This is a genomic window from Donghicola sp. (assembly GCF_025210255.1).
Taxonomy (GTDB): Bacteria; Pseudomonadota; Alphaproteobacteria; order Rhodobacterales; family Rhodobacteraceae; genus Donghicola; species Donghicola eburneus.
In genome coordinates, this window is the sequence record NZ_JAOARZ010000022.1 from 536,334 (window position 1) to 560,906 (window position 24,573).

Sequence of the window (24,573 nt, forward strand, 5' to 3'; positions counted from 1 at the left end):
GGCCTCTGGTCCGCTTATTTATTTTATATCAGTAAGTTGTGCATCGAAGTTAACCTAATGCGCATCGGGTTCTCTGCCGTCTGGCCTTCGCTCCATGCAATCTCGCATAGGGCCCCTCACATACGTAGACATCCAAAAACTTCACAAGAGCGCTAGGCTTTTCAAAAGAGCAAAACCGCGCTATTTCACCGTTTTGCTTCACCAGCCCCATTTGCGGGCCGTATTCAGGGGCTTTTCGCCATGACGCAGCAGACCGAGACCCTTCGCCGCGCCGCCCGCCTGAGCGTGGCCCCGATGATGGATTGGACCGACCGACACTGCCGGTACTTCCACCGCCTCATCAGTGGCGAGACTCTGCTATACACCGAAATGGTGACCGCGCCTGCGCTCGTCCGTGGCGGGGCGCTCCATTTGCTGGACTACTCTCCCGAAGAGCATCCCGTCGCCTTTCAACTTGGTGGCTCGGAGCCTGTTGAACTGCGGCAGGCCGCGCGCATGGGGGCAGAGGCCGGATATGATGAGGTGAACCTGAATGTCGGATGCCCGTCGGACCGCGTGCAGTCAGGGTGTTTTGGCGCGATCCTGATGACCCGCCCCGAACTGGTGGCTGAGTGCGTGAGCGAGATGCAAGCCGAGTGCGCTGCAGAAGTCACTGTGAAGTGCCGCATTGGCGTGGATGACCAAGTCCCCGAGGATGTGCTGCCCGCCTTTATCGAAACGGTTGCACAGGCAGGTGTGACCCGTTTCACCATCCACGCGCGCAAAGCGTGGCTCGAAGGGCTGAGTCCCAAGGAAAACCGCGACATCCCACCGCTCGACTACCCGCTCGTGCACAAGATGAAGGCCGCCTATCCGGATCTTCATATTTCCATCAACGGGGGTATCGCGACGCTGGATGATGGCGTGCCCCATCTGGACCAAGGCCTTGACGGTGTGATGATCGGGCGTGCGGCCTACCATCAGCCCTACGATATTCTGGGGCTGGCCGATCAGCGCATTTATGGCGGTGGGCCCGCCCCGAGCCGCGCGGCCATTGTTCACCAGATGCTGCCCTACATCGAGGGCCATCTAAGTGCTGGCGGCAAGCTGAACCAGATCACGCGGCACATGCTTGGGCTCTTTGCGGGCCAACCCGGTGCACGGCTCTGGCGGCGCTATTTGTCTGAACATGCTCATGGGACCGGCGCGGGCCCTGAAACCGTGCTTGCGGCGCTCGCGCAGATCCCTGAGGCTGCCTAAGTTCTTGTCACTGCGCGTTTCCACCGTTAGGGCAGACCCCAGACCTCAGGGGAGATACAGATGCAGTTCGACATAATCCTTCCACTTCTGGCGCTCTTGATGGGGATCGGCGCGTTCGCGGGTATCCTTGCAGGCCTTCTTGGGGTCGGGGGCGGTATCGTTCTGGTGCCGGCCTTCTTTTATACTTTCACGCATCTGGGATATGCCAGCGACGAGGTCATGCGTATCTGCCTCGCGACCTCGCTCGCGACCATTATCGTGACGTCGGCCCGTTCTGTGCACAGCCACAACAAGAAGGGCGCGGTGGACTGGGATATCCTGAAAACCTGGGCGCCGGGCATCGGGATCGGCGCTGTGATCGGCGTTCTGGCCGTGTCCCAACTGCGGTCTGCAGCTCTGCAGGGGATCTTCGGGGGCCTCGGGATTTGCATTGGCCTCTGGATGGCGTTCAGCAAATCCGAATGGCGTTTGGGCGACGAAATGCCGGGTACCAAGGCACGTTCCATCCTTTCGCCCATCGTTGGCTTTCTGTCGGTCCTGATGGGGATCGGTGGCGGGAGCTTTGGCGTTCCGCTAATGACCCTTTATGGAACACCGATCCACCGCGCGGTCGCGACAGCTGCCGGGTTCGGTGCCCTGATCGCAATCCCGTCGGTCGTTGCCTTCTTGTTCGTGCCCGTTTCGCCGGACGTCCGTCCGCCGCTGACCATCGGTGCGGTCAACTTCGGGGCCTTTGCGATTGTTGTGTGCATGACCATGATCACGGCCCCGATTGGTGCCAAGATTGCCCATTCGCTGAACCCCAAACCGCTCAAGCGGGTGTTCGCATTGTTCCTGCTTTTGGTCGCGGGCAATATGCTGCGTAAATCTCTGGGCCTGTAAAACCAACCCTGCAGCCTCTTTCTTGGCAGAAATATCCTCGCCGAAGGCACCGCGCTGGTAGGCGCGGCCCGCAACAGGAGACACCCGATGACCGCGATTATGATCCAGGGCGCTGGCTCCAATGTCGGCAAATCCCTGTTGGTGGCTGGTCTCTGCCGCGCCGCGTGCCGCCGCGGCCTGTCGGTTGCGCCGTTCAAACCCCAGAACATGTCGAACAACGCGGCCGTCACCTCTGACGGGGGCGAGATTGGCCGCGCTCAGGCGCTTCAGGCAGTTGCTTGCGGGGTGCCGCTACACACCGACATGAACCCGGTGCTGCTGAAGCCGGAAACCGATGTGGGCGCGCAGGTCGTGGTGCAGGGCAAGCGTATAGCGACAGTCAAAGCGCGTGATTATGCCAAGCTGAAGCCGCAGTTGATGACCAGCGTGTTGGACAGCTTCAACCGTCTGAAATCCGCCTATGATCTGGTGATCGTCGAAGGGGCAGGCAGCCCCGCCGAGGTCAACCTGCGGGCCGGCGATATTGCCAATATGGGCTTTGCCTGCGCGGCGGATGTGCCGGTGATCCTTGCCGGGGACATCGACCGTGGCGGGGTGATTGCGCAGATGGTGGGCACGCAGGCCGTGCTGCCCGATCAGGATAATGCGCAGATCGCAGGTTTCTTGATCAACAAATTCCGCGGGGATGTGAGCCTCTTTGATGATGGCTACAAAATGATCGCGGACCGCACCGGATGGCAGGGCTTTGGCGTTCTGCCCTATTTCCCCGACGCGTCAAAGCTGCCTGCCGAAGATGCGCTTGACCTGCCGACCCGCTCCAGTGGGCGTGGGTTCAAGGTGGTGTGCCTTGGCTTGTCTCGGATCGCCAATTTCGATGACCTTGATCCGCTCGCGCAGGAAGAGGGTGTGGACCTCTCCGTGCTGCGCGCAGGTCAGCCGATTCCCGGAGACACCGATCTGGTGATCATTCCGGGCAGCAAATCGACCCGCGGTGACTTGGCCTATCTGCGGGCGCAGGGCTGGGACGTTGATTTGCAAGCCCACGTGCGGCGTGGCGGATACGTGTTGGGAATTTGCGGCGGCTATCAAATGCTGGGGCAGGTGGTGCGCGACCCAATGGGTGTCGAAGGCGCGGCGGGCGAAGATGCAGGCCTAGGTCTGCTCGACGTGGCCACCGAGATGACCGGCGACAAGCGTTTGACCCAAGTCCGCGCGACCCATGCGGCCAGCGGGATTGAACTCGACGGCTACGAGATCCACATCGGCCGCACAGATGGGGCGGACCGCGCGCGGCCCTTTGCCATCCTGGATGGTGCGCCCGAAGGCGCAATCTCTGCCGATGGGCGCATCATCGGCAGCTATTTACACGGCATGTTCACGGATAACGCTTTCCGCGCGGCGTTTCTGGATGGCTTTGGTGTGCAGTCCGGTCAGCTGAACTATGGACAAGTGGTCGAGAAAACGCTCGACGCGCTGGCCGACCACATGGAGGCGCATCTGGATGTGGATGGCCTTCTGTCGTTGGCTCGTTAACCCATCAGGTAGATTAGCGCGCTGACAGTAAAGAACGACAGCGTTGTGGTGAACACCAGCGTGGTCGCGGTGATACTCTCAATCCCGTAGCGCTGGCCAAAGATCGGATAGATCGACAGCATCGGCACGGACGCGAACAACGCAGCCCCTAGCATGTACGCCGGATCGTTCATGGGGAAGGCGAGCATGCCGACCGTTACCAGCAGCGGGTGGAACACCAGCTTGCCCACAGCGATCATTCCGGTCTCGACCGAAATCGTCTTGATCGGAAAGTTCGCAACGGTGCCACCCACCACAAACAGCGCGACCACAGGCGCGGTGGCGGTCAGATACCCAATGACGGTCTGTATGACGTCCGGGATCGGCATGCCCGTGAACCGCACAACAAGTCCGATCGCGAGCCCAATAAAAATCGGGTTTTTATAGAGCCCCATGAACGCTTTGAAGAATGCGCGATGGAACTTTTCTTCGGGGTAGGCGCCTGCGTCGGCCACAGCCAAAGCGAGTGGGATCATCACCATATTTTCGACGATCAGTGCCCACGCCAGAATGTCAAAAGCGGCCTCGCCCACCACGAGCGCCGCAATCGGGTAGCCCATAAAGCCGCTATTCGAGTTCGACATGCCCAAGGCATACATCGCGCTGGCGGCAAAGCCATTCTTGCGCAAGTTATGCATGACAAAGATGCCTGCCATCATCAGCAGCAAGGACGCCCCACCATAGACGAGCATGAAGTGCCAGTTCAGCGCGGCGGCCCCTTCGCGGTTCACAGCGCCCGCGATCATGACCGGCATACAAATGCGCAGAACAAAAGTCCCCAAGGCCTTTGAAACGTCGCGGCTGATATAACCGGATTTGAGGCTGACAAAGCCTGTTGCGATCAGCATGTAAATTGGGGTCGTAATCGCAAGGATACTGAACATCGGCACTACAGCTTTGGAATAAGGGGTGTGTCTTACTGATGGGCGATCCGCGTCCAAGCTGCAAGGGGCGCGGCGCACAAGGGCTTGCAATCCGTTAATTGCAGCGCTTCAGTCCAGACAGCGTTGCGCGAGTGCATAGGGGGCAGGCAATGGCAGAGATTCTGGTGCTTGGGGCAGGGATGATCGGCGTCTCGACTGCGCTGGCGTTTCAAGAGCGCGGACATGCGGTCACGTTGTTGGATCGCCGTGCCGCAGGGCAGGAGGCCAGCTATGGCAACGCAGGATTCATCAGTGCAGACAGCACAGAGCCTTATCCTTTGCCCCGTAATCTCAAGACTCTTGCGGCCTTCGGGCTGGGGCTGCGCAATGATGTGACCTACGACCTGCGGGCCGTACTGCGTATGGCGCCCGCCCTCTGGCAGTACTTGCGGCATTCGCGCCCCGACAGGGTCGCAGAGCAAGCGCGCACCTATGCGGAAATGGTCCGCCGCTCGACGGTCGCCCACCAGCGCCTGATCGATGCTGCGGGTTTGGGCAATCTGGTCCGCCGCTCTGGCTATTATGAAATCCGGCGCGATCCGCGCACAGCCGAGGCCGAGGCTCGGGATGCGCAGGCCCTTGGCCGCGATTATAATGTGTCGCCTGAAATCCTGAGTGGGGCAGAACTGTGCCGTCGAGAGCCTGCGATCACCTCCGAAGTTGGTGGGGCAATTTGGTGGCCACAGACGTGGCTCTGCGCTGATCCCGGTGCGTTGGTCGAAGGGTATGCAGAGCTGTTTCGCAACCGTGGTGGTACATGGGTGCAGGGGGACGCGACGACCCTTGAACAGGTGTCCGGCGGTTGGCAGGTTCAGTCCGACGGCGGCCCAATCAGCGCAGAACATGTGGTTGTTGCCATGGGGGTGTGGTCGCCAAAATTGCTGGCAAGGTTCGGCTACAAAATCCCTATGGTCTACAAGCGTGGCTACCACGCGCACTTTGACGCGCCGCGCGGGCTGGGGGCGTCCATCATGGACGGAGATAACGCCGTCGTGCTGACCAGCATGAACAAGGGCCTGCGTCTGGCGACGGGCGCTGCGCTGGTGGATATGTCCGCGCCTGCAGACACACGGCAGATCACCCGAGGTGCCAAGGGCGTGTCCGATATTATCGAATTGGGCCCCCGCATCGCAGAGCCGCAATGGTACGGCACGCGTCCTTTTATGCCTGACATGCTGCCCGTCGTCGGGGCTGCCCCGAAACACAAGGGGCTGTGGTGCCACTTTGGCCACGGACATCTGGGCTTTACCAAAGGGCCAGCCTCGGCCGACCTTCTGGTGCAAGCTTTCGAAGGCGGGCGGTCCGATGTTTTGGATGCGATCACTCCTGCCAGAAAATATGCATTGGGTTGCTAAGGCGCGTATATAACTGGGGCATTTGCAGAAATGCGGGAATGCACTCTGGATGTGTTAGCGGAAACTATGCTAGAGCCAAAATTGCATACTGTTGTACACTGAAAAGTGGGTTTCATGTTTGACGGGTCCCTTCAGCGCACCGCTCTGACGCTTGCCGTTGGCACAACGGGCGCATTTGCCCTGACCTTTGTCGGCTTTCCTGCGGCCCCGCTCGTGGGGGCGGCGCTCGCGACCTCGGCGCTCGCATGGAGCGGGGTAAAGCTTTACTTGCCCAACCGGCTGCGCGATGTCGGGTTTCTGATCATCGGATCGTCCTTGGGCTCGGGCTTTCGCAGTGAGCTGCTGGGACAGATCGGGGGCTGGGCCCTAAGCCTGATCCTGCTGTGCCTGTCGATCTTTGCCACCGTTGTCGCCAGCCGCGCCATTCTCATGCGCGGATTTGCCAAGGATCGTGAAACTGCTCTCTTGGCCAGTTCTCCGGGGACATTGTCCTTGGCGCTGTCCATGGCGGTCAGCGGGCGAGGCGATGCGACGACCGTGTTGATCCTGCAATGCATGCGCCTGCTGATCCTGTCGGCTGTACTGCCGTTGGGTATGCTGCTGCTCGGGGTCGAGGCGGGTACGGCCACGGGCCCAACCGAGACGCTGGGGTTGGTTGCCTTGCTTGGAATGTTGGCCGTTGGCGGTGCATTCTCGTGGGCAATTGCTCGCCGTGGCTTCCCGGCAGCTTATCTGCTGGGTGGAATGATCGTCAGTGCGGTGGCCCATGTCACGGGGATCGTGCACGGCTTGCCGCCCGCAGAATTGATCTTTGCGGGATTCTGTGTGACCGGATCTGTCATGGGGGTGCGGTTCACGGGCATCCGTCCAGCGGACATCCTGCGCCTCTTTACGGCCAGCGCCGCGAGCGTTGGGGCTGCGGCGCTGATTTCGATGGGGTTTGCCGGGGTTGCCTCGGCACTCACGGGGTTACCGTTCGGCCAAGTCTGGGTTGCCTATTCCCCAGGCGGTGTCGAGGCGATGGCGGCCATCGGTCTCGCTCTGGATTTTGACGGGGCTTATGTCGCTGTGCACCACCTGTGCCGGATCGGGTTCCTGATGGCCCTGATTCCGTGGATGGCGCGGCGCCAAGGTTAGGGCCTTATGCCTCGCGCTTGGCTGTCTGTTCTGCGTAGGATTCTACAACAGAGCGCAGGCGCCACGCGGCCCACATGCTCATGCAGAATTCTTTGTTATCTTTGCCCAACTTATTCGAATGGGCGAGGGCTGTTGTGGCACTGGCTGCGATAGGTTGCTGCATCAAAAGTCTCCAATCCAAGCCGGCTGGAACAAGGGGCCGGGGGGGTACACAGACATCGGCAGAACGCACCGATGAAACCAATTTGTAAGCTTAATGATACATTAACCTACCCTTTTGGGGTAGCAAAAAGTTAAGTCTTGAAGCGAAAGTGAGTGGGTTTGCATGTGATTTTGGCAGCGCAGCATGCACTATGGCGCCTGTGGGTTGGCAGCGCACATAGAAACACCCGCGAGGCGTGAAACCCAGCAGGTGTTAAGGTGAATCAGTGTGTCAGCTTACAAAGCGATCGCGCGCGCGGTGCTATCTAGGAACTGTGCCAGCTTCTGGCGGTCCAATGGCTTGAGCAGCAACTCGATGTCCAGAGTTTTGCAAGTTTGTCTAAGCTCAGGTGACCGATCCGCCGAAATAATCGCGCAGGGAATACGGCCCAGACTGTCTGTGACGGCGCAGTAAAGCTCTGTTCCCGACATGCCTGGCCCAAGCTGGTAGTCTAGCAGCAACACGTCTGGCGAAATTTGCAGCACCGACAGCAGGTCTAGCGCAGATGGCGCGTCCTCGGCCTCGATCACGTTGACGCCCCAACTCTCGACAAGGATCGAAATCGCGCGCCGCAGCTGCGGGTCGTTCTCGACCAACAGCACAATCAGACCCGATTGCGCCAGTCCTACGGGGCGGGTGGGGCGGTTGGACGGGGTCAGGGCGGGCTCTGCCTCGCCCGCGACAGGGACGTTCACCATAAAGCAGCTACCGCGACCGACCTCGGACCACAGGCCCAGAGGGTGCCCCAAACGCGCACAGGCGCGCTCTACGATGGCCAGTCCTAGGCCAAGCCCCTCATTCGCGCTGGCCTTGGTGTCCAGCCGTTTGAACTCTTCAAAGATGGCGCTCTGATCCTCTTCGGGGATGCCGACGCCTGTGTCCCACACCTCAATGCGAGCAGAGCCGCCATTGCGGCGCACACCGACCAACACGCGGCCTTTGGGGGTGTAGCGGATCGCGTTCGAGATCAGGTTGCGCACGATGCGGCGTAAGTAGGACGGGTCGCTCTCGACCATCAGGTTGCTGTCAACGATGCACAGCTCCAGCCCCTTGCTGTTTGCGTGGATCGTCATTTCATCCCGCAAAGGAGACAGGATTTCACGCAGAGCAAAGCGGCGGATGTCGAAACTGAGGCCATCAGATTCCAGTTTCGAAATATCCAGCAGGGCGTCAATGATCTGTTCTGCGCCGGTCAGCGCGGTCTCAGCCTTGGCTAAGACCGCCATGTCATTTTGGCAGGTCGCGTTGTCCGCGAGCGAAGAGATGAACAATTTTGCCGCCGATAGGGGCTGCAGCAGATCGTGGCTGGCTGCCGCAACAAAGCGGGACTTGGACGCATTCGCCCGCTCGGCGGCGGACAGAGCATCCTCTAGCTCTAGTGTGCGTTCCATGACGCGCTGTTCGAGGATCTCGTTCAATTCGTACAGCTTCTGCGCGGCTTCGCGTTCGGCTGTCACGTCGGTGCAAGAGATCACAAAGCCTTGGTCCGGCATGCCACGGCCAAAGATCTGCAGGGTCATGTTCTCGCGCTTGACCTCGAACGAAATCGGGAACTTCGGCCCCTTGGCCATCGCCCACCGCAAGAAGCTGACGCGGTCCATGCCACGGCTAAAACGGACGTCATCGCCAAGCCGTTCCAGGAGTCCATCGAACGACGCGCCGATGGTCAGGCGGCGAACGGGCACTGACAAAAGATGGCTGATCTTCTGGTTCCAGCCGACCAGTTGGGCATTCTCGTCGAAGACGCAGACCCCTTGGTTCAGGTGATCCAAGGTCGCGCGGATCATACGGGTCTGTTTGTCTTTGAGACGGGCACGCTCCTGACGCTCCATCCGCATGATGTCTGTCACGTCGGTCTGTAGGACCACGGTACCGCCATTGCTGGTACGGTGTTCGGACACCTGCAGCCACCGGTCGCCAGTCAGTTCGACGTTGAACATGACGTGGTGGTCTTTGTGGCGGCGGATGCGGCGGGCGCACCAGCTGTCGGCAGTTTCCTCTGTCGGCAGAGCCAATTGCGCGGATTCCGCAATGTGGCGGACGTATTCCTCGAACGACAGGCCGGGTTTGAGATAGGCCTGCATGTTCCTGAAATCACGGCAAAAACGTGAGTTCGACATGACCAGAACGTCTTCGGGATCGAATAGGGCAAAGCCTTCGGACACGGTCTCGATCGCATCGGCAAGGTTCCGGCGCGCGGCTTCGGTTTCGGTGTGCGCCTTGGCCAGAGCGGCGTTGGAGTCGTGCAGCAGCTCCAGCGTGCTTTCTAGTTCCAGCGTCCGCTCGCGCACACGCTTTTCCAGCAGGGCGGCGCGTTCGAACTGGGCATAGGCCGCGTTCGATTGGGCGGTGCCGTACTCAACGCGGCTCATCAGCGCCTGCGTGATCTTCATCAGCTTTTCGTTCTGGCGTTCCAGACTGTCAGCGGGGTTGATCAGCGACATCAGGCTACCTCGTTGTCGGTCGGGGGGTAGATGGCCACCCCGGTCAGCGTTTGGTTAACATGCAGAGCACCGAACTGTTCACCATATGTCGAAAACCCGATCACGCGGTTTTCCGAAAGCAGGGCAGAGACCTCTCTGGTCTTTTGCCGCTGGTCCGCCGCGATGCGGCGTAAAATACAATCGCACCCGAGGATTAGATCAGGCTCTTGTTCCGCGCTGAGTTTCCCAAGGCCCTCGCGCAGGTTCTCGACGATGTCCTGATGTTCGGCCAGCGTCAGAACCATGCCTTCGTTGATCGCGGAGAAGAACACCAGCTCGCCATGCTCGTTCACGCGTTGGATGGCGCGGACGTGGTGGCTGTCCCCTAGACGCACGACCACGGGGTGCTCGGCAAAGGTAAAGGGGTCAAGCTGGTTCGGATCCTTGCCCAAAAGGCGTGCGTATTCGGCGGCGGCGGGCTCTGCGTTGATCTCTTGGACGGTGCGGGCCTCTGGGTTGGCGGCGGTCACGACCATGCGCATTTCGGTCGGGGCCAGATTGTCGTGGCTGAACACTTTGACAGGGCAGGCGCTGCGGACCAGCGCCAGCACGGCCGCATTCTCCATAATCTCGCCATTGTGGCTGAGCCACGTCTGTTTGAAATTGACCCCATCGCCCGCAGACCCGCCGAACAAGGGCATCGGCCCGAGGCCAGAGGCCAAGACCGTGGTCAGGCTCTCTTCGCTCATGGACAGGCCGTCGACCAGCAGAAACGCGAATTCGTGGGGGCGGTCGGGCGCAGTCTGGGCCAAGGCCATGCGCTGCTGGATCAAGGTATCAATGATCTGCTGGTCGTCTGCCATGTTCAGCAGGTCCAGCGCGTAGGTGATGGAAGTGAAGTAGCGGGCAGGGAAGCCCACGCAGAGGATCTGACCCTCTTCGTAGCCCTCGGCCCCCAGCTCTCCGGCGGTGGTGCAGCCCAACACATCGGCACCCTCGAAGGCGCCAGAGGCATCCTCGATCAACTGTTTAAAATCCGCACAGGGAGCAGCAAACAAGCACACCAGCGCAAATGGATCGTCTCCCAGCTGTAACCTGATCTCCTCCATCAGATTGGGCTGGTCGCACGTCACCTGCGCAACACGCATCGCTTTCTTGTCAGCGGTCTCCTCCCTGCCGGAACGTGGTAGCGCTCCGTTCACTCGACCGGTGTCCTCTTACATATTTGCCCGAGGATGGGCGATTACTCTGTGGTTGGCAAGACCCTGTTAAAGTTGGCCTCTTGCGCGATCAAAACTGCCTGAGTCCGGCTGTGCACACCGAGCTTTCGCATGATTGCGGTAACGTGTGCTTTAACTGTCGTTTCAGCGATCGACAGGTCATAGGCGATCTGTTTGTTGAGCTTACCTTCGCAGATCAGGTTCAGGATGCGTGCCTGCTGGTTGGTCAGGGACGACAGGCGCTGAAGCGCGTCTTCTTGGTTGCCGCCCTCACCATTCTGGCCGTTGGGATCAATGTAGCCTTCGGGGACAAAGGGCTGTCCGGCCTTGACCGCGTCATAGGCCATCTGGAACACCGCCCGCTGCGCCTGTTTCGGAACAAAGCCATTCGCACCGGCTTGCAGGGCGCGGCTGATCATACGGTTGTCGGACATGGACGAGGCGATGACGATCGCGGCCTTGGGGGTCGCGTTGCGCAGGCGGATCAGCCCGTCAAGGCCATTCACATCGGGCAGGTTTAGATCAAGGATGATCATCTCGATCTTGGGGTCGGCGCTCACGGCTTCTAGCGCATTTTCCAAGGTGCCAGCGGTGTGGATTTCGCCAAAGTTGGCGATGGACCGCAGTGTTAGCGTCAACGCGTCACAAAAGAGCGGGTGGTCGTCAACGACCAGCGCGTTTCCGGCTGCGATCTGTGAAGTGGCGCGATGTTGCATGAATCTGTCCTCGTGTTCCTCGATTGAGGATAGCCGTTTTTCGCGAATGGCTTCTGTTACCAAAAAGTCTAATACCGCAGGGTATTATGCGCCACGTCCAAAACGGCCGGAAACACAAAAGGCGCCCGGTCGAAACCGGACGCCTCTGGTACCTCTGGGAGAGGTTGGGGATTAGTTGGCGGACGCCAGCTGCTTGGGCAGCTTGAATGTCCAGACCATGCCACCTTGGTTCAGGTAGTTGACCTTCTTGGCCACTTCACCACCCCAGAGCGGAACCGCGCCGCCCCAGCCGGAAACGACCGAAACATACTGCTCGCCGTCCATTTCCCATGTGACAGGCTGGCCCACGATGCCCGAGCCGGTCTGGAACGACCACAGCTCTTCGCCAGTCGCGTCATCCAGAGCGATGAACTTGCCTTCGGGGGTGCCAAAGAACACCAGACCGCCTGCGGTGGTCATCACGCCGCCCCAGAGGGGTGCGTCGTTCTTGTATTCCCAGACCCATTCGCCGGTGTCCGGGTCAATCGCCTTGAGCGAGCCGATGTGGTCTTCGTAGTTCGGCTTGATGGTGAAGCCCGAACCCAAGTATGCCGCGCCCTTCTTGTAGGTCACAGGCTCGTTCCAGATGTCCATGCCCCACTCGTTCGAGGGAACGTAGAAGTTGCCGGTGTTCTGGCTGAACGCCATGGGCATCCAGTTCTTACCACCCAGGAACGAGGGCGACGAGAAGACGACTTCGCCTTTGCCACCGTCAGCCGCGTTCGCGGGATTGCCGGGACGGTTGGGCTCGTTAAAGATCGGACGACCGGTCTCGTCGATGCCATTCGCCCAAGTGATGTCCTTGACGAAGGGGTTGGCCGATACGAACGCACCGTCTTCGCGGTTCAGAACGTAGAAGTAGCCGTTACGGTCCGCGGTTGCGAAGCGCTTGTTGCCCTCGCGGTCGGTATAAGCAACGACTTCGTTCACACCGTCATAGTCCCAGCCTTCGCGGGGAGTGGTCTGGAAGTGCCACTTGATGTCGCCGGTCTTAGGGTCGATGCCGACGCGGCTTGCTGCGTACAGGTTGTCGCCGGTGTTGCCTTCGGTGGGCTCACCTGCGCCGCGCAGCCAGCTGTTCCAAGGGGCAGGGTTACCTGCGCCGAAGACCAGAGTGTCGGTCTCGATGTCATACGAGCCACCCAGCCAGGTCGCGCCGCCACCGGTCTTCCAAAGGTCGCCGGGCCAAGTCGCGTTCAGGGTGCCGGTCATGGTCGATTCTTCGCCATTCAGCGTGCCCATGTGGCCTTCGATCATCGGACGCGTCCAGACGATGTCACCAGTGTCAGCGTTGCGGGCCTGAACTTCGCCGACGATGCCGAATTCACCGCCCGAGTTACCGGTCACAACCAGACCGTCAACGATCAGGGGTGCCGCAGTGTAGCTGTAGCCAGCCTTGTAGTCCGCGATCTTGTCACGCCAGACAACGTCGCCGGTCTTCAGGTCCAGCGCAACGATACGTGCGTCCAGAGTACCAAAGAAGATTTTGTCGCCGTAGATCGCCGCACCGCGGTTGATCACGTCACAGCAGGGCAGGATGCCTTCGGGCAGGCGGGCGTCGTACTGCCACAGCTCTTCGCCGGTCATCACGTCGATCGCGTAGAGACGCGAATACGAACCGGTCACATACATGATGCCGTCATAGATCAGCGGCTGGGTCTCTTGACCGCGCTGCTTTTCGCCGCCCATGGAGAAGGCCCATGCCGGAACGAGGTTCTTGACGTTATCTTTGTTTAGGATTTCCAGCGGCGAGTAACGCTGAAGGTCGCGGCCCATGCCGTTGGTGACAACGTTCGACGTGTCCATACGGTCGTTGGCCAGCATCTCCTCGGTGACTTGCGCGTGCGCGGCAGTGATTGCCAGCGCGCTCACCGACATTGCGGCTAGAAGTTTCTTCATTATGTCCTCCCTAGACGGTCAGTTCAGCTCCGAACAATGGAAAATGGAGCCGTCCTGAGCATCAGTATACGGACGCGAGGTTTGATAGGTATCCGGCCTTAGTCTTACGACCCCTAGAGACTTGACATACTCCCTCCGTTATTCCGCACATTTGAGTCGCTGCAGGTGCATAATTTGTTGCGGGGTCGAACGTGTTTCATCCGGCCCCGAACGCGCGTCACTCAGAGATGGCGCTGTTGTCCTGTGTTGTGATCGAGGTCAGGTACGCAAGGATGAAATCCTGCACTGTCCTGTCTTCGATCCCCACGTGGCGCATCTTGGTGCCGGGCATAAAACCGTCGTTGTCCTCCATCCACGCGCGCAGGGCAGCTGGGGTCCAAACGATGCCCGATGCCTCCAAAGCAGTCGAATAATCATAATCCTGATAACTGCCAGCGGCGCGGCCGACGATGTTCTCTAGCGGCGGGCCATAAGAGTCGTGATCCGCGTCGGGGGAGTGGCACCGGCGGCATTCCGCTTGGAACAGGGTCTCGCCCGCGGTGACTTTGACGGCCTCAAAGGTGCTGTCGGCGGCGATGGCGGGGGCGGCCGAAACGGCGGTCACGGCCGCGCATAAAATGGTGCAAAAACGATGCATTTTTCCCTCCTTGGGTTGTGCGTCCCAAGGCTAGAAGCACGCATTTCGCGCTCCTTTGATACAGGTCAACGGAGAGGGGGCTCCGATATCGTCCTTTGGTCGTAATTTGCGCTGATTGGGGGGACATGTACCATGGGCGCAACTGTCAGGGAGGACAATCACATGACCTTTGCAAGGGCGCTGAGCACGGCCTGCACCGCACTGATTCTGGGTGCAGGCGCAGCCACTGCCGAGACCCCCGTCATCCGCGCGGCGGTTCTGGAGTTCGGAACCGTGAACTGGGAACTCGACACCATTCAGCATTATGAGCTGGACGCACAGAACGGGTACGATCTGCAAGTTCAAGGTGTCGCGGGCGGGTCTGCAGCCCAGGTGGCGTTTCAGGGCGGCGAGGCCGATGTGATCGTGTCGGACTGGCTCTGGGTGGCGCGCCAGCGGGCGGACGGACATGATTATGTGTTCGTGCCGTACTCCAAGGCTGTGGGTGGTGTCATGGTCGCTGGCGACAGCCCAGCGCAATCCCTAGAGGATCTGAAGGGGCAGAAGATCGGCATCGCGGGCGGTCCCTTGGACAAGAGCTGGCTGATCCTACAGGCATATGCCCAGCAAGAATACGGCATGGATTTGGCTGCAGAGACCGAGCAAGTCTTTGGCGCACCGCCACTGGTGTTCAAGACCGCGCTTCAGGGCGAGACCCAAGGGGCGATCAACTTCTGGCACTTCATGGCAAAGATGCAGGCAGCCGGGATGCGCCAACTCGTGTCTGTGTCGGACGCGGCCTTGGCCTTGGGGCTCGACCCCGAGACCCCTCTGTTGGGCTACGTGTTCAAAGGCGAGATGCTGCGCGACCATCCCGAAATCCTAGAGGGGTTTGCCGCATCATCCCGCGCGGCCAAGGACTTGCTGGCCGAGGATGACGACGCGTGGACCCGTTTGCGTGACCGCATGAACGTCAAGAATGACGCGCAATATGACGCGCTGATTGAGGGCTTCCGCGCGGGCATCCCCGCCAAGGGCGCCGTAAACGAAGAGGCCGCGGCCAAGATGCTGGCACTGATGGCCGAGCTTGGCGGCTCGGACCTGATCGGGAACGCAACCACCTTGCCCGAAGGCGTCTTTGTCCAGCCGGGTAGCTAGGGCAGGGCGAATGGCGCTTCGACTCGTGGCATCGAATGACACCATCTCACAGGGGGCGGACACGCCTCCTGTACTGACCGTTGCCTTGGATGGCATGTCCTATGGCACGCGGCAGGTGCTCGGTGCGATTTCTCTGAAACTTGCGGCTGGGCAGACGTTGGCGCTGACCGGGCCTTCAGGGATCGGCAAGTCCACATTGGTGCGGATCATCGCAGGCTTGGAGTCGAAGTATCAGGGACAAGTCATCCGCCCCGACCAGATTGGCATGGTGTTTCAGGAACCGACCCTCATGCCGTGGCGGTCGGTACTCGACAATCTGATTCTGACGGCTGGGGTCACTGCCGAAGGCGCTGAAAAGGCGCTGGAAGAGGTTGGCTTGGCGGGTCGGGGCGCGGATTTTCCACGTCAGCTTTCGCTTGGACAACAGAGGCGTTTGGCCTTGGCGCGCGCGTTTGCCGGTTCGCTAAAGCTTCTTCTATTGGACGAGCCTTTCGTATCGCTCGACCCAGACATGGCCAATGAAATGATGAGCTTGTTCGAAGCTCTGCGCGACCGGCGTGATGTGGCGACCCTAATCGTCACGCATTCCGCCGAAGAGGCAACACGTCTGGCGGATCGCATTCTGCGTCTGGATGGCAGCCCCGCACAGATCGTACGGGGCTAGGTCCGTTCAAAACAGCGGGGCGTACCGCCAATTGTCCGCGTCTGGCGTGACTTCGTCCAGATCGTAATCGGCCCCTTGTAGACGGCGCGCAACGGGCAGGCCGTCTTTGGCAGCCTCGTCCACATACTGACGGCCAAGCTCTGCGTTTTGGGTGATCCCGTGCCCGCGCATCAGGTTGATGCCGTGGTTGAACTTGCCCACCGGATCCCCAAGCTCTGCGGCGCGCTGATCCCACTGTGCGGCGGCGTCGGGATTGTACTCGCCACCAAAGCCGTTGTTCTCCATGTAGCTCATCCATGTCATGGCGGCGGTGTATCCCGCCTCGGCGCAGGCTTCGAAGATTTTGCGGGCGGTGTCGTGGTCGCCGGACTTGGTCATCAGATAGCCAGAAGCGCAGACCATCATGTCCACTTTGCCCTCTTCGGCTTTCTTCAAGTTATTCTGCCAAGTCAGCTCTTCGGGGTTGAGCGTGCCGTCCTCGGGGCCGTATTCGGCGGCGGTTGCAGGGGCCGCAAAAACGGCGGCGATCAGGGCCAAAGTCAAACGCATAAAAAATCCTCCCATGCTTTACCTAGCACAGGAGGCCAAATTTTTCACGGTTGCTATGGTCGTAGATCAGCCCTTGCGGCGGGTCATGCCCCGTTCTGGGTCGTAGCCCCAAATCGCCAGAAGCATAAATGCGACCAGCGCGAGGACCGTCCACAGCAGTGCCATCGGCTCTAGCCGCAGGTAGAGCGCAAAGCGGATCAATTCGACTGCGTGGGTAAAGGGGTTCACCGCGCAGATGTCCCGTAGCAGAGGCGAGCTTTCGGCCATTTTCCACAGCGGATAGAGCGCCGACGACAGAAAGAACATCGGGAAGATCACAAAGTTCATGACGCCTGCGAAGTTCTCCAGTTGCTTGATAAAGCTGGATAGCGCCAGCCCCAGCGCCCCCAGCATCAGCCCTGCAATGATCAGCGCGGGCAGGGCGGCCAGATAGCCCCAAGGCGCGACCGTGATGTCGAACAGCGCCGCGACGGCAAGGAAGGTATAGACCTGCAGGATCGAGATTGCCGTAGACCCGCATAGTTTCGAAAACAGAAGCCACCAGCGCGGCAAGGGCGCGGTCAGCAGCAGGCGCATAGACCCCATTTCACGGTCATAGACCAAGGACAAGCTGCTCTGCATTCCGTTGAACAGCAGGATCATCCCGCAGAGGCCGGGGACGATGTAGGTCTCGTAGGTGATGTAGGTTTGGTAGGGTGGAATGATCGACAGCCCCAGCGCGGCACGGAAACCGGCCGCGAACACCAGTAGCCACATCAGCGGACGCACCATGGCGGCGATGAAGCGTTCACGCTGGTGCACAAAGCGCAGAGCCTCGCGTTTGACGATGGCGCTTAGGGCGGTGAGGTAGATGTTCATGCCTGCGCTCCGGTGAGGGAGAGGAAATAGTCGGACAGGTCGGCACCCTCACGCAGATCTCCCGCGTGTCCGTCCGCCAGCTTTTCGCCCTGGTGGATGACGATCAGGCGGTCGGGGTCGTGGACTTCGTCCGTCAGGTGCGTGGCCCAGAGGACGGTCAGGCCGTCTTCGGCGCACAACTGGTGCACATGGTCCGTGATGCTGCGGCGGGCGGCGGCGTCAAGGCCGACAGTCGGCTCGTCCAGCAGCAGCACATCCGGCTGGTGGATCAAAGCGCGGGCGATTTCCGTGCGGCGGCGGTGGCCCCCATTCAGGGCGCGGGCCTTTTCCCCCGCGCGTTCGCGCATATTCAAACGGTCCAGCGCAGCGTCGATGCGGGTGCTGGCCTCGCGGCCCGAGAGCCCGTGCAGGCTGGCAAAGTAGGACAGGTTTTGCCGCACGCTCAGGTCCAGATCCAGCGTCTGGTTCTGAAAGACGACGCCCATGCGGGCCAGGGCGGCGCGGGGCTGTGCCTTGAGGTCATGACCTGCAATCTCGATCCGCCCTTCGGACGTCGTGAAAAGCCGGGTCAGTAGACCGTAGAGCGTTGATTTTCCGGCACCGTTTGGCCCCAGTAGAGCCCCGAATGCACCGGCTTCGAGGGTGAACGACACGCCCTTCAGGGCCTCTTTCGCGCCGTAGCGGTAGCGCAGATTTTCGACATGCAGGCCTACGGTCATGCGGTGTCGTCCCCTCCCTCTGATATGCTGCGGTGGGCAAGTCGACCCAAAGGTTCCGCGCCCGATCAGACTGCACGCAAAGCGCAGGCACGGGCAAGGGGCTGATGCCCCCACCAGACCGCCACAAAAGTCGGAATGGGGCAGGGCGCATGCGCTCTACGACCAATGTCCCACACCCACACCCGTTAGATAGTCAATCCCCCCAACCAAGGTCTAATACCGCTCTTCCCCCCTGCATTTATAACAAAACAAAAAGACGCGAACACGGCACCACGGAGGAGACCCCCAATGCCCAAGACAATTTCGACCCTCGCCCTAGGTGGCGCGGCGATCGCCCTGACCGCGACACTCGCGCTGGCTCATGGCGATGTGACCCCTCAGGCTGTGAACACCGAGGGCCTGCCTGCCGTAGGTGACGAATGGCTGACCGAAAACCCCTACCGCGCGGAGGAAGCGGGCCAGGAGGTTTGGGAAAAGGCGATCGCGATTGGCGACTCTGGCTACAACCAGAACTGCGCGCGCTGCCACGGTTTGGGCGTTGTTTCGGGCGGTCTGGCCCCTGATCTGCGTTTCCTTGAGGCCGAGGAATACGGCGACGAATGGTACGTAGAGCGTTTCCAGTACGGCTATACACAGAACGGCATCACCAAGATGCCTGCGTTCGGCGAACTGCTGGGCCAAGAGGCCGCGTGGGCAATTCGTACCTACATCGAAACCCGTCCTGATCAGGACCAGATTGACGAGCTGACACCCGAACTGCTGGCTCTGCGTGACAAGCTGGCCGCCATGGCTGACGGCGGTGAAGGTGACGCGGATGCGATCCACGACGAGCTGGCCGAAATCGCTGGCGGTATCGAGACCCTGTCCGGTGCTCCTGTTGCGGACAGCGTGGCAAGCCGTGCGGCGCACATCCTAGAGAAGGGCGGCGATGATGCCTATCACAAGGCAGCCGAGACCCTGACCATCGGCCTCTCGTCGGCGCACTAAGATGCAGCGGACAAGAGCCCTCTCTCTCCCCGCTCTTGTTCTCTCTTTGGTCGTGGGCGGCGTCACCGCTGCCCACGCCGAGGACCCTTGCGCGGATTACGTCCCTCAGGAAAAACCTCAGAATGCCAGCCGCGATATCGTGGGGCTGGATTTGGATCAGATCATGGACCAAGGCTCCATGCTCTTTGCGGTTTACGAGGATTATCCGCCCTACAGCTGGATGGAAAATGGTCAGCCCAAGGGCGTGGATATCGAAATTGCCAAGCTGATTGCCGAGTACATCGGCGTCGAACCCAAGTTCAATTTCGTGATGTCCGGCGAAAATCTGGAAGCGGACCTGCGGGTCAACATCTGGAAAGGGTCCAATCTGGGCGGACGCATCGCCAACGTGATGATGCGCATTCCCTATGATTCCAAATTCAAATGTCGGGTCGAGCAGGTGACGTTCAGCGGCCAATATGCGGCCGAGAGCATCGCCATCGCCTACGACAAAGCGAGCTATCCCGAAGATCTGCCTGTGCCGGCCTATTTCCGGTTCGACAAGGTCTCGGTCGAGAATGACTCGATTTCCGATTTCTACTTGGGTGGCATGGCGGGCGGTCAGATGATGACCAACATCGTCCGCTTCCCGACCATGGAAGGCGCCATGGAAGCGCTGGCGAACCAAGAGGTCAAAGCCGCTATGGGTCCGATGGGCCAACTGGAGTATGGCGCAACCGAAACCATCGGTATTCACCAGCCGTCTCTGGCCGGTTTTGCGGTGTCAAAGTGGACTTTGGGTACGGCTGTGCACTTCAGCTACAAGGCGCTGAGCTACATGGTGGACGACGCCATCGCAGCGGCACTTGCCGATGGCCGCATTGCGCAGATTTACGCTGATTACGGAATGACCCATCAACCGCCTGTGCGGTGAAATATGTGGGAAACTCATCCCTTAGTCTAATATGCCATTTGACGGTTCACCCATAGGCTTGATGATGGAAGCGAGGGAGGACCGTTACCGTGAAAATGAACGACTCACGAGAGATTGCCGCAACGCCCGAAGTCGTATGGGCGGCGATCCTCGATCCAGAGGTGCTTAAACAGTGCATTCCCGGATGCGAATCCATGGAAGGCAGCCCCGAAGAGGGCTTTGATGCCACCGTTGTCCAGAAGGTCGGCCCCGTGAAGGCCAAGTTCTCGGGCAAAGTTAATCTCGAAGATATGAACCCGCCAAATTCAGTCAAACTGGTGGGCGAAGGGAAGGGCGGGGCCGCCGGTTTCGCCAAGGGCGAGGCGACTGTGACCTTGGCGCCATCTGACACTGGCACAACCCTGACCTATGATGTCGATGCCAAGGTCGGCGGCAAGCTCGCGCAGCTTGGCAGCCGCGTCATCGACGGCTTTGCCAAGAAGATGGCAGACCAGTTTTTCACCAATTTCCAGAATGTTGTGGAGGGACCTGCCGAGGAAGCAGCGCCCGAACCTGCAGCAGAAGAGCCAGCAGCCGCCGAAGAAGCGCCTGCGGAGAAGAAAGGATTTATCAAACGCCTGTTCTCGTGACAGGCTGGGTCTAAACGACCAAGCAATTCGCCAGCTAGGGAGGAGTTAGATGGCAAAACTATCAATGACCGTAAACGGTCGTGCCGTGAGCGGAGAAGCGGCAGGGAACCGCCTTTTGGTGGAGTTCCTGCGCGAGGATCTGCGGATGACCGGCACCCACGTCGGATGCGACACCAGCCAGTGCGGCGCGTGTGTTGTCCACGTCAATGGCAAGGCTGTGAAGTCCTGCACCATGATGGCCGCTGAAGCAGACGGTGCTGAAATCACCACAATCGAAGGCATCGCTGAGCCCGACGGCACCCTGAGCCGCGTTCAGCAGGCCTTTCAGGATTATCACGGCCTGCAGTGCGGTTTCTGCACCCCTGGCATGGTGATGACAGCCACCAAACTGCTCGAGCAGAACCCGTCCCCGACCGAAGCCGAAATCCGGCATCATCTCGAGGGTAACATCTGCCGCTGCACCGGCTACCACAACATCGTCAAGGCCATCATGGCAGCGTCCGGTCAGGACGTGTCGAAGATCGCCGCAGAGTAAAACGGCTACTGGCGCGAGGAGGTGCCGGTCGCATGGCGGATCGCTCCGCCGCAGTTTTAGGGAGGATGGACCATGCCAAAGGATTCAGGCATCGGCGCTGCATCGAAGCGGCGCGAGGACGTCCGGTTTCTGACGGGAACCGGCAATTATACCGACGACATTAACGTCTACGGTCAGACCTACGTGTATTTCCTGCGCTCGGACGTGGCGCACGGTAGGATCAACAACATCGACACCAGCGCTGCCGCCGCCATGGAAGGCGTTGTCGGCATCTTTACCGGCGCCGATTTCGAAGGCATCGGCGGGCTGCCCTGCGGTTGGCAGGTGACCGACCGCTTTGGCGAAGCTATGCAGGAACCGGCGCACCCCGTTCTGGCTCAGGGCAAAGTCCGCCACGTCGGTGATCCCATCGCCGCTGTTGTGGCCGAGAGCCTGCAGCAGGCCCGCGATGCAGCCGAAGCGATCGAGCTGGATATCGAAGAGCTGCCCGCCGTTGTGGACATGAAGGCCGCGCTTGAAGAGGGCAGCGCCAAGGTACACGACGACCTGACCTCGAACCTCTGCTACGACTGGGGTTTTGTTGAGGACAACAAGGCTGCAGTGGACGAGGCGATCAAGAACGCCGCGCACGTCACCACGCTGGAATTGGTGAACAACCGTCTGGTCGCAAACCCGATGGAGCCGCGCGTGGCTGTGGGCGAGTACAACCGTTCGAACGACGAGTCCACGCTCTACACCACCAGCCAGAACCCCCACGTGATCCGCCTGCTGATGGGCGCGTTCGTTCTGGGTATCCCCGAGCACAAGCTGCGCGTTGTGGCCCCTGACGTGGGCGGCGGTTTCGGCACCAAGATCTTCCACTACGCGGAAGAAGCCTTTGTGACCTTTGCCGCGCGCAAGCTGAACCGCCCGGTAAAATGGACCGCTTCGCGCTCCGAAGCGTTTATGTCCGATGCCCATGGCCGCGACCACGTGACCAAGATCGAACTGGCGCTGGACGCGGACAATAACTTTACCGCGCTGCGGACAGAAACCTATGCAAACATGGGGGCTTACCTGTCGACCTTCGCGCCGTCGGTGCCTACGTGGCTGCACGGCACGCTGATGGCGGGCAACTACAAAACGCCCCTGATCTACGTGAACGTAAAGGCCGTGTTCACCAACACTGTCCCTGTTGACGCTTATCGCGGTGCTGGCCGCCCCGAGGCGACCTATCAGTTGGAACGCGTGGTGGACAAAGCCGCCCGCGAACTGGGTGTCGACCCGATCGCCCTGCGCCGCCAGAACTTCATCTCGGAGTTCCCCTACGCGACGCCCGTGGCGGTCGAGTACGACACGGGCGACTACTTTGCGACCATGGACAAGCTCGAAGAGATCGCCGATCTGGCCGGTTTCGAAGCGCGCCGCAAAGAGTCCGAAGCCAAGGGTATGCTGCGCGGTCTGGGTGTGAACTGCTACATCGAGGCTTGCGGTATCGCGCCGTCGAACCTTGTGGGTCAACTCGGTGCCCGTGCGGGTCTCTATGACGCAGCGACCGTGCGTGTGAACGCGACCGGTTCGATCAGCGTCATGGTCGGCGCGCACAGCCACGGTCAGGGCCACGAAACGGCGTTCCCGCAGGTCGTTGCGGACATGCTCGGCATCGACGAGTCGATGATCGAAATTGTCCACGGCGACAGCTCGAAAATCCCGTTCGGCATGGGCACCTATGGCTCGCGCTCTTTGGCGGTTTGCGGATCTGCGATGGTCAAAGCGACCGAGAAGATCATCAAGAAGGCCAAGAAGATCGCCAGCCACCTGCTCGAAGCGTCCGAGGGCGATATCGAGTTGAAGGATGGCCAGTTCACCGTGGCAGGCACCGACAAGTCGGTGGCTTGGGGCGATGTGACCTTGGCGGCCTACGTGCCCCACAACTACCCGCTCGAAGACATTGAGCCCGGCCTCGAAGAGACCGCGTTCTATGATCCGTCGAACTTTACCTACCCGTCGGGTGCGTACTGCTGCGAGGTCGAGCTTGACCCCGAAACCGGCAGGGTCACGATCGAGCGTTTTGCGGCTGCAGACGACTTCGGCAACGTGGTGAACCCGATGATCGTTGAAGGTCAGGTTCACGGCGGCATCGGTCAGGGTATCGGTCAGGCGCTGCTGGAAAACTGTGTCTATGACAGCGAAGGCCAGCTCTTGAGCGCGTCCTACATGGACTATGCGATGCCCCGCGCCGAAGACGTGCCGTTCTATGTGGTGGATCATTCCTGCGCGACACCCTGTACCCACAACCCGCTTGGTGTGAAGGGCTGCGGCGAAGCAGGCGCGATCGGTTCGCCGCCTTCGGTGGTGAACGCGGTGATCGACGCGATCCAGTCGAGCGGCAAAAAAGACGTGACCCATATCGACATGCCGCTGTCGCCCCAGCGCGTCTGGGCAGCGATGAAAGGCTAATGACGGAGAGGGTGGACCGGGGGCGCTGCCCCCGGACCCCCGGAGTATTTCGAGAAAGAGAAAGCAGGAGACTGCGATCTCAGGAGGAGCGATATGTACGCATTCGACTTTGAAAAACCCACGACCGTCGCAGATGCAGTTGCGGCGCTGGCCGACGACGAGGCGCAGCCTCTGTCGGGTGGCCAGACCCTGATCCCGACGCTTAAGCAGCGTCTGGCGATGCCGTCCAAACTGGTGAGCTTGACGGGTATCCCAGAGATGCAGGGCGTCTGCAAAAACGACGCAGGCGAGGTCTGCATCGGTGGCGCAACCCCCCATGCTGTTGTCGCAGCCGAAGCTGGGGCGCACTATCCGGCGCTTGCGGCTCTGGCCAGCAACATTGGCGATCCGGCGGTGCGCAACCGTGGCACCATTGGCGGCAGCGTGGCCAACAACGATCCGGCGGCGTGCTACCCGTCGGCCGTATTGGCGTCTGGCGCAATTGTGGTGACCAACAACCGTGAAATCGCGGCGGATGACTACTTTGACGGCCTGTTCATGACAGCGCTCGAAGAAGGCGAGATCATCACCGAGGTTCGTTTCCCTGTCCCGCAGGCGGCGAATTACCAGAAGTTCGTGCAGCCTGCATCGCGCTTTGCGCTGGTGGGTGTGTTCGTGGCCAAGTTCGCCGATGGCGTCCGTGTGGCTGTGACCGGTGCGTCGAACGATGGTGTCTTCCGCTGGACCGAGGCCGAAGAAGCGCTGAGCGCGAACTTCAGCCCCGATGCGATCAACGGTCTGACCGTGGACGCAGGCGACATGATTGGCGATCTGCATGGCACGCCGGAATATCGCGCGCACCTTGTGGGCGTGATGACCAAGCGCGCGGTTGCCGCTGCCGGCTGATCTTCGATTGGTTT

The 24,573-nt window shown here is 60.4% G+C and carries 23 protein-coding genes; 13 read left to right on the plus strand and 10 right to left on the minus strand.

The window, feature by feature from the left end; translation table 11 throughout:
* The first annotated feature begins 240 nt into the window (after positions 1–240).
* The 3 genes from dusA to N4A58_RS09890 all read left to right on the plus strand — a co-directional run bounded on the left by dusA (position 241) and on the right by N4A58_RS09890 (position 3,654).
* Positions 241–1,239: a tRNA dihydrouridine(20/20a) synthase DusA gene (gene dusA / locus N4A58_RS09880; protein ID WP_293709129.1), complete on the plus strand. Its 999-nt coding sequence runs from the start codon at positions 241–243 to the stop codon at positions 1,237–1,239.
* 60 nt (positions 1,240–1,299) lie between these two features.
* Positions 1,300–2,121 carry a sulfite exporter TauE/SafE family protein gene (locus N4A58_RS09885; RefSeq protein ID WP_092464344.1) on the plus strand — a complete coding sequence of 274 codons (822 nt, stop codon included), beginning with the start codon at positions 1,300–1,302 and terminating at the stop codon, positions 2,119–2,121.
* An 87-nt stretch (positions 2,122–2,208) separates the two neighbouring features.
* Positions 2,209–3,654: a cobyric acid synthase gene (locus N4A58_RS09890; protein ID WP_293709130.1), complete on the plus strand. Its 1,446-nt coding sequence runs from the start codon at positions 2,209–2,211 to the stop codon at positions 3,652–3,654.
* Here N4A58_RS09890 and N4A58_RS09895 read toward each other — a convergent pair.
* Positions 3,651–4,541: an AEC family transporter gene (locus N4A58_RS09895; protein WP_293709131.1), complete on the minus strand. Its 891-nt coding sequence runs from the start codon at positions 4,539–4,541 to the stop codon at positions 3,651–3,653. The genes N4A58_RS09890 and N4A58_RS09895 overlap by 4 nt on opposite strands.
* A gap of 185 nt (positions 4,542–4,726) precedes the next feature.
* Between N4A58_RS09895 and N4A58_RS09900 the strand changes: the two genes are divergently transcribed.
* Both N4A58_RS09900 and N4A58_RS09905 read left to right on the plus strand, forming a co-directional pair.
* Positions 4,727–5,971, plus strand: a complete 1,245-nt coding sequence (locus N4A58_RS09900) for an FAD-binding oxidoreductase (protein ID WP_293709132.1) — start codon at positions 4,727–4,729, stop codon at positions 5,969–5,971.
* Positions 5,972–6,085: 114 nt separating this feature from the next.
* Positions 6,086–7,108 carry an AbrB family transcriptional regulator gene (locus N4A58_RS09905; RefSeq protein ID WP_293709133.1) on the plus strand — a complete coding sequence of 341 codons (1,023 nt, stop codon included), beginning with the start codon at positions 6,086–6,088 and terminating at the stop codon, positions 7,106–7,108.
* A 4-nt stretch (positions 7,109–7,112) separates the two neighbouring features.
* Here the strand turns inward: N4A58_RS09905 and N4A58_RS09910 are convergent, their stop codons facing one another.
* The 6 genes from N4A58_RS09910 to N4A58_RS09935 all read right to left on the minus strand — a co-directional run bounded on the left by N4A58_RS09910 (position 7,113) and on the right by N4A58_RS09935 (position 14,244).
* Positions 7,113–7,271, minus strand: coding sequence for a hypothetical protein (locus N4A58_RS09910; RefSeq protein WP_177218605.1), 159 nt, complete (start codon positions 7,269–7,271; stop codon positions 7,113–7,115).
* A 275-nt stretch (positions 7,272–7,546) separates the two neighbouring features.
* Positions 7,547–9,754, minus strand: a complete 2,208-nt coding sequence (locus N4A58_RS09915; RefSeq protein ID WP_293709134.1) for a PAS-domain containing protein — start codon at positions 9,752–9,754, stop codon at positions 7,547–7,549.
* Positions 9,754–10,935 (minus strand): FIST N-terminal domain-containing protein, encoded by a 1,182-nt coding sequence (locus N4A58_RS09920; RefSeq protein ID WP_293709135.1) that lies wholly within the window; start codon positions 10,933–10,935, stop codon positions 9,754–9,756. Before N4A58_RS09920 ends, N4A58_RS09915 begins: the two co-directional genes overlap by 1 nt.
* 41 nt (positions 10,936–10,976) lie before the next feature.
* A complete protein-coding gene (locus tag N4A58_RS09925; protein ID WP_072706697.1) occupies positions 10,977–11,669 on the minus strand; it encodes a response regulator transcription factor in 693 nt (230 codons plus the stop codon).
* 171 nt (positions 11,670–11,840) lie between these two features.
* Positions 11,841–13,607 (minus strand): PQQ-dependent methanol/ethanol family dehydrogenase, encoded by a 1,767-nt coding sequence (locus N4A58_RS09930; RefSeq protein WP_293709136.1) that lies wholly within the window; start codon positions 13,605–13,607, stop codon positions 11,841–11,843.
* A gap of 217 nt (positions 13,608–13,824) precedes the next feature.
* A complete protein-coding gene (locus N4A58_RS09935; RefSeq protein WP_293709137.1) occupies positions 13,825–14,244 on the minus strand; it encodes a c-type cytochrome in 420 nt (139 codons plus the stop codon).
* Between the two features lie 162 nt (positions 14,245–14,406).
* Between N4A58_RS09935 and N4A58_RS09940 the strand changes: the two genes are divergently transcribed.
* Entirely contained in the window at positions 14,407–15,381 is a 975-nt protein-coding gene (locus tag N4A58_RS09940) for an ABC transporter substrate-binding protein (protein ID WP_293709138.1), read from the plus strand.
* A 10-nt stretch (positions 15,382–15,391) separates the two neighbouring features.
* Positions 15,392–16,045 (plus strand): ABC transporter ATP-binding protein, encoded by a 654-nt coding sequence (locus N4A58_RS09945; RefSeq protein ID WP_293709139.1) that lies wholly within the window; start codon positions 15,392–15,394, stop codon positions 16,043–16,045.
* A gap of 6 nt (positions 16,046–16,051) precedes the next feature.
* Here N4A58_RS09945 and N4A58_RS09950 read toward each other — a convergent pair whose 3' ends face one another.
* The 3 genes from N4A58_RS09950 to N4A58_RS09960 all read right to left on the minus strand — a co-directional run bounded on the left by N4A58_RS09950 (position 16,052) and on the right by N4A58_RS09960 (position 18,171).
* Entirely contained in the window at positions 16,052–16,594 is a 543-nt protein-coding gene (locus N4A58_RS09950; RefSeq protein WP_293709140.1) for a sel1 repeat family protein, read from the minus strand.
* Positions 16,595–16,660: 66 nt separating this feature from the next.
* On the minus strand, positions 16,661–17,452 hold the full coding sequence (locus N4A58_RS09955; RefSeq protein ID WP_293709141.1) for an ABC transporter permease: 792 nt from the start codon (positions 17,450–17,452) through the stop codon (positions 16,661–16,663).
* Positions 17,449–18,171 (minus strand): ABC transporter ATP-binding protein, encoded by a 723-nt coding sequence (locus N4A58_RS09960; RefSeq protein WP_293709143.1) that lies wholly within the window; start codon positions 18,169–18,171, stop codon positions 17,449–17,451. The genes N4A58_RS09955 and N4A58_RS09960 overlap by 4 nt, the downstream gene beginning before the upstream one ends.
* Positions 18,172–18,459: 288 nt before the next feature.
* Between N4A58_RS09960 and pedF the strand changes: the two genes are divergently transcribed.
* From pedF to N4A58_RS09990, 6 genes are all read left to right on the plus strand, one after another.
* A complete protein-coding gene (gene pedF, locus N4A58_RS09965) occupies positions 18,460–19,158 on the plus strand; it encodes a cytochrome c-550 PedF (RefSeq protein WP_293709145.1) in 699 nt (232 codons plus the stop codon).
* A 1-nt stretch (position 19,159) separates the two neighbouring features.
* Positions 19,160–20,071: an ABC transporter substrate-binding protein gene (locus N4A58_RS09970; protein ID WP_293709147.1), complete on the plus strand. Its 912-nt coding sequence runs from the start codon at positions 19,160–19,162 to the stop codon at positions 20,069–20,071.
* 89 nt (positions 20,072–20,160) lie between these two features.
* Positions 20,161–20,700, plus strand: a complete 540-nt coding sequence (locus tag N4A58_RS09975) for a CoxG family protein (RefSeq protein WP_293709149.1) — start codon at positions 20,161–20,163, stop codon at positions 20,698–20,700.
* A 49-nt stretch (positions 20,701–20,749) separates the two neighbouring features.
* The gene (locus tag N4A58_RS09980; protein ID WP_293709151.1) at positions 20,750–21,235 is read left to right on the plus strand and encodes a (2Fe-2S)-binding protein; all 486 of its coding nucleotides are present in this window, start codon (positions 20,750–20,752) and stop codon (positions 21,233–21,235) included.
* Positions 21,236–21,307: 72 nt separating this feature from the next.
* Entirely contained in the window at positions 21,308–23,674 is a 2,367-nt protein-coding gene (locus N4A58_RS09985; RefSeq protein WP_293709153.1) for a xanthine dehydrogenase family protein molybdopterin-binding subunit, read from the plus strand.
* A gap of 93 nt (positions 23,675–23,767) precedes the next feature.
* Positions 23,768–24,559, plus strand: coding sequence for a xanthine dehydrogenase family protein subunit M (locus N4A58_RS09990; protein WP_293709155.1), 792 nt, complete (start codon positions 23,768–23,770; stop codon positions 24,557–24,559).
* Positions 24,560–24,573: the final 14 nt, after the last annotated feature.

Excerpts from the sequence above, each read along its gene's own strand:
- dusA (WP_293709129.1), top strand. The coding sequence starts at position 241 with ATGACGCAGCAGACCGAGACCCTTCGCCGCGCCGCCCGCCTGAGCGTG.
- N4A58_RS09990 (WP_293709155.1), top strand. The coding sequence starts at position 23,768 with ATGTACGCATTCGACTTTGAAAAACCCACGACCGTCGCAGATGCAGTT.
- N4A58_RS09940 (WP_293709138.1), top strand. The coding sequence starts at position 14,407 with ATGACCTTTGCAAGGGCGCTGAGCACGGCCTGCACCGCACTGATTCTG.
- N4A58_RS09970 (WP_293709147.1), top strand. The coding sequence starts at position 19,160 with ATGCAGCGGACAAGAGCCCTCTCTCTCCCCGCTCTTGTTCTCTCTTTG.
- N4A58_RS09885 (WP_092464344.1), top strand. The coding sequence starts at position 1,300 with ATGCAGTTCGACATAATCCTTCCACTTCTGGCGCTCTTGATGGGGATC.
- N4A58_RS09890 (WP_293709130.1), top strand. The coding sequence starts at position 2,209 with ATGACCGCGATTATGATCCAGGGCGCTGGCTCCAATGTCGGCAAATCC.
- N4A58_RS09945 (WP_293709139.1), top strand. The coding sequence starts at position 15,392 with ATGGCGCTTCGACTCGTGGCATCGAATGACACCATCTCACAGGGGGCG.
- N4A58_RS09955 (WP_293709141.1), bottom strand. The coding sequence starts at position 17,452 with ATGAACATCTACCTCACCGCCCTAAGCGCCATCGTCAAACGCGAGGCT.
- N4A58_RS09980 (WP_293709151.1), top strand. The coding sequence starts at position 20,750 with ATGGCAAAACTATCAATGACCGTAAACGGTCGTGCCGTGAGCGGAGAA.
- N4A58_RS09935 (WP_293709137.1), bottom strand. The coding sequence starts at position 14,244 with ATGCATCGTTTTTGCACCATTTTATGCGCGGCCGTGACCGCCGTTTCG.
- N4A58_RS09905 (WP_293709133.1), top strand. The coding sequence starts at position 6,086 with ATGTTTGACGGGTCCCTTCAGCGCACCGCTCTGACGCTTGCCGTTGGC.
- N4A58_RS09985 (WP_293709153.1), top strand. The coding sequence starts at position 21,308 with ATGCCAAAGGATTCAGGCATCGGCGCTGCATCGAAGCGGCGCGAGGAC.
- N4A58_RS09960 (WP_293709143.1), bottom strand. The coding sequence starts at position 18,171 with ATGACCGTAGGCCTGCATGTCGAAAATCTGCGCTACCGCTACGGCGCG.
- N4A58_RS09930 (WP_293709136.1), bottom strand. The coding sequence starts at position 13,607 with ATGAAGAAACTTCTAGCCGCAATGTCGGTGAGCGCGCTGGCAATCACT.
- N4A58_RS09950 (WP_293709140.1), bottom strand. The coding sequence starts at position 16,594 with ATGCGTTTGACTTTGGCCCTGATCGCCGCCGTTTTTGCGGCCCCTGCA.
- N4A58_RS09910 (WP_177218605.1), bottom strand. The coding sequence starts at position 7,271 with ATGCAGCAACCTATCGCAGCCAGTGCCACAACAGCCCTCGCCCATTCG.
- N4A58_RS09925 (WP_072706697.1), bottom strand. The coding sequence starts at position 11,669 with ATGCAACATCGCGCCACTTCACAGATCGCAGCCGGAAACGCGCTGGTC.
- N4A58_RS09900 (WP_293709132.1), top strand. The coding sequence starts at position 4,727 with ATGGCAGAGATTCTGGTGCTTGGGGCAGGGATGATCGGCGTCTCGACT.
- N4A58_RS09915 (WP_293709134.1), bottom strand. The coding sequence starts at position 9,754 with ATGTCGCTGATCAACCCCGCTGACAGTCTGGAACGCCAGAACGAAAAG.
- pedF (WP_293709145.1), top strand. The coding sequence starts at position 18,460 with ATGCCCAAGACAATTTCGACCCTCGCCCTAGGTGGCGCGGCGATCGCC.
- N4A58_RS09895 (WP_293709131.1), bottom strand. The coding sequence starts at position 4,541 with ATGCTGATCGCAACAGGCTTTGTCAGCCTCAAATCCGGTTATATCAGC.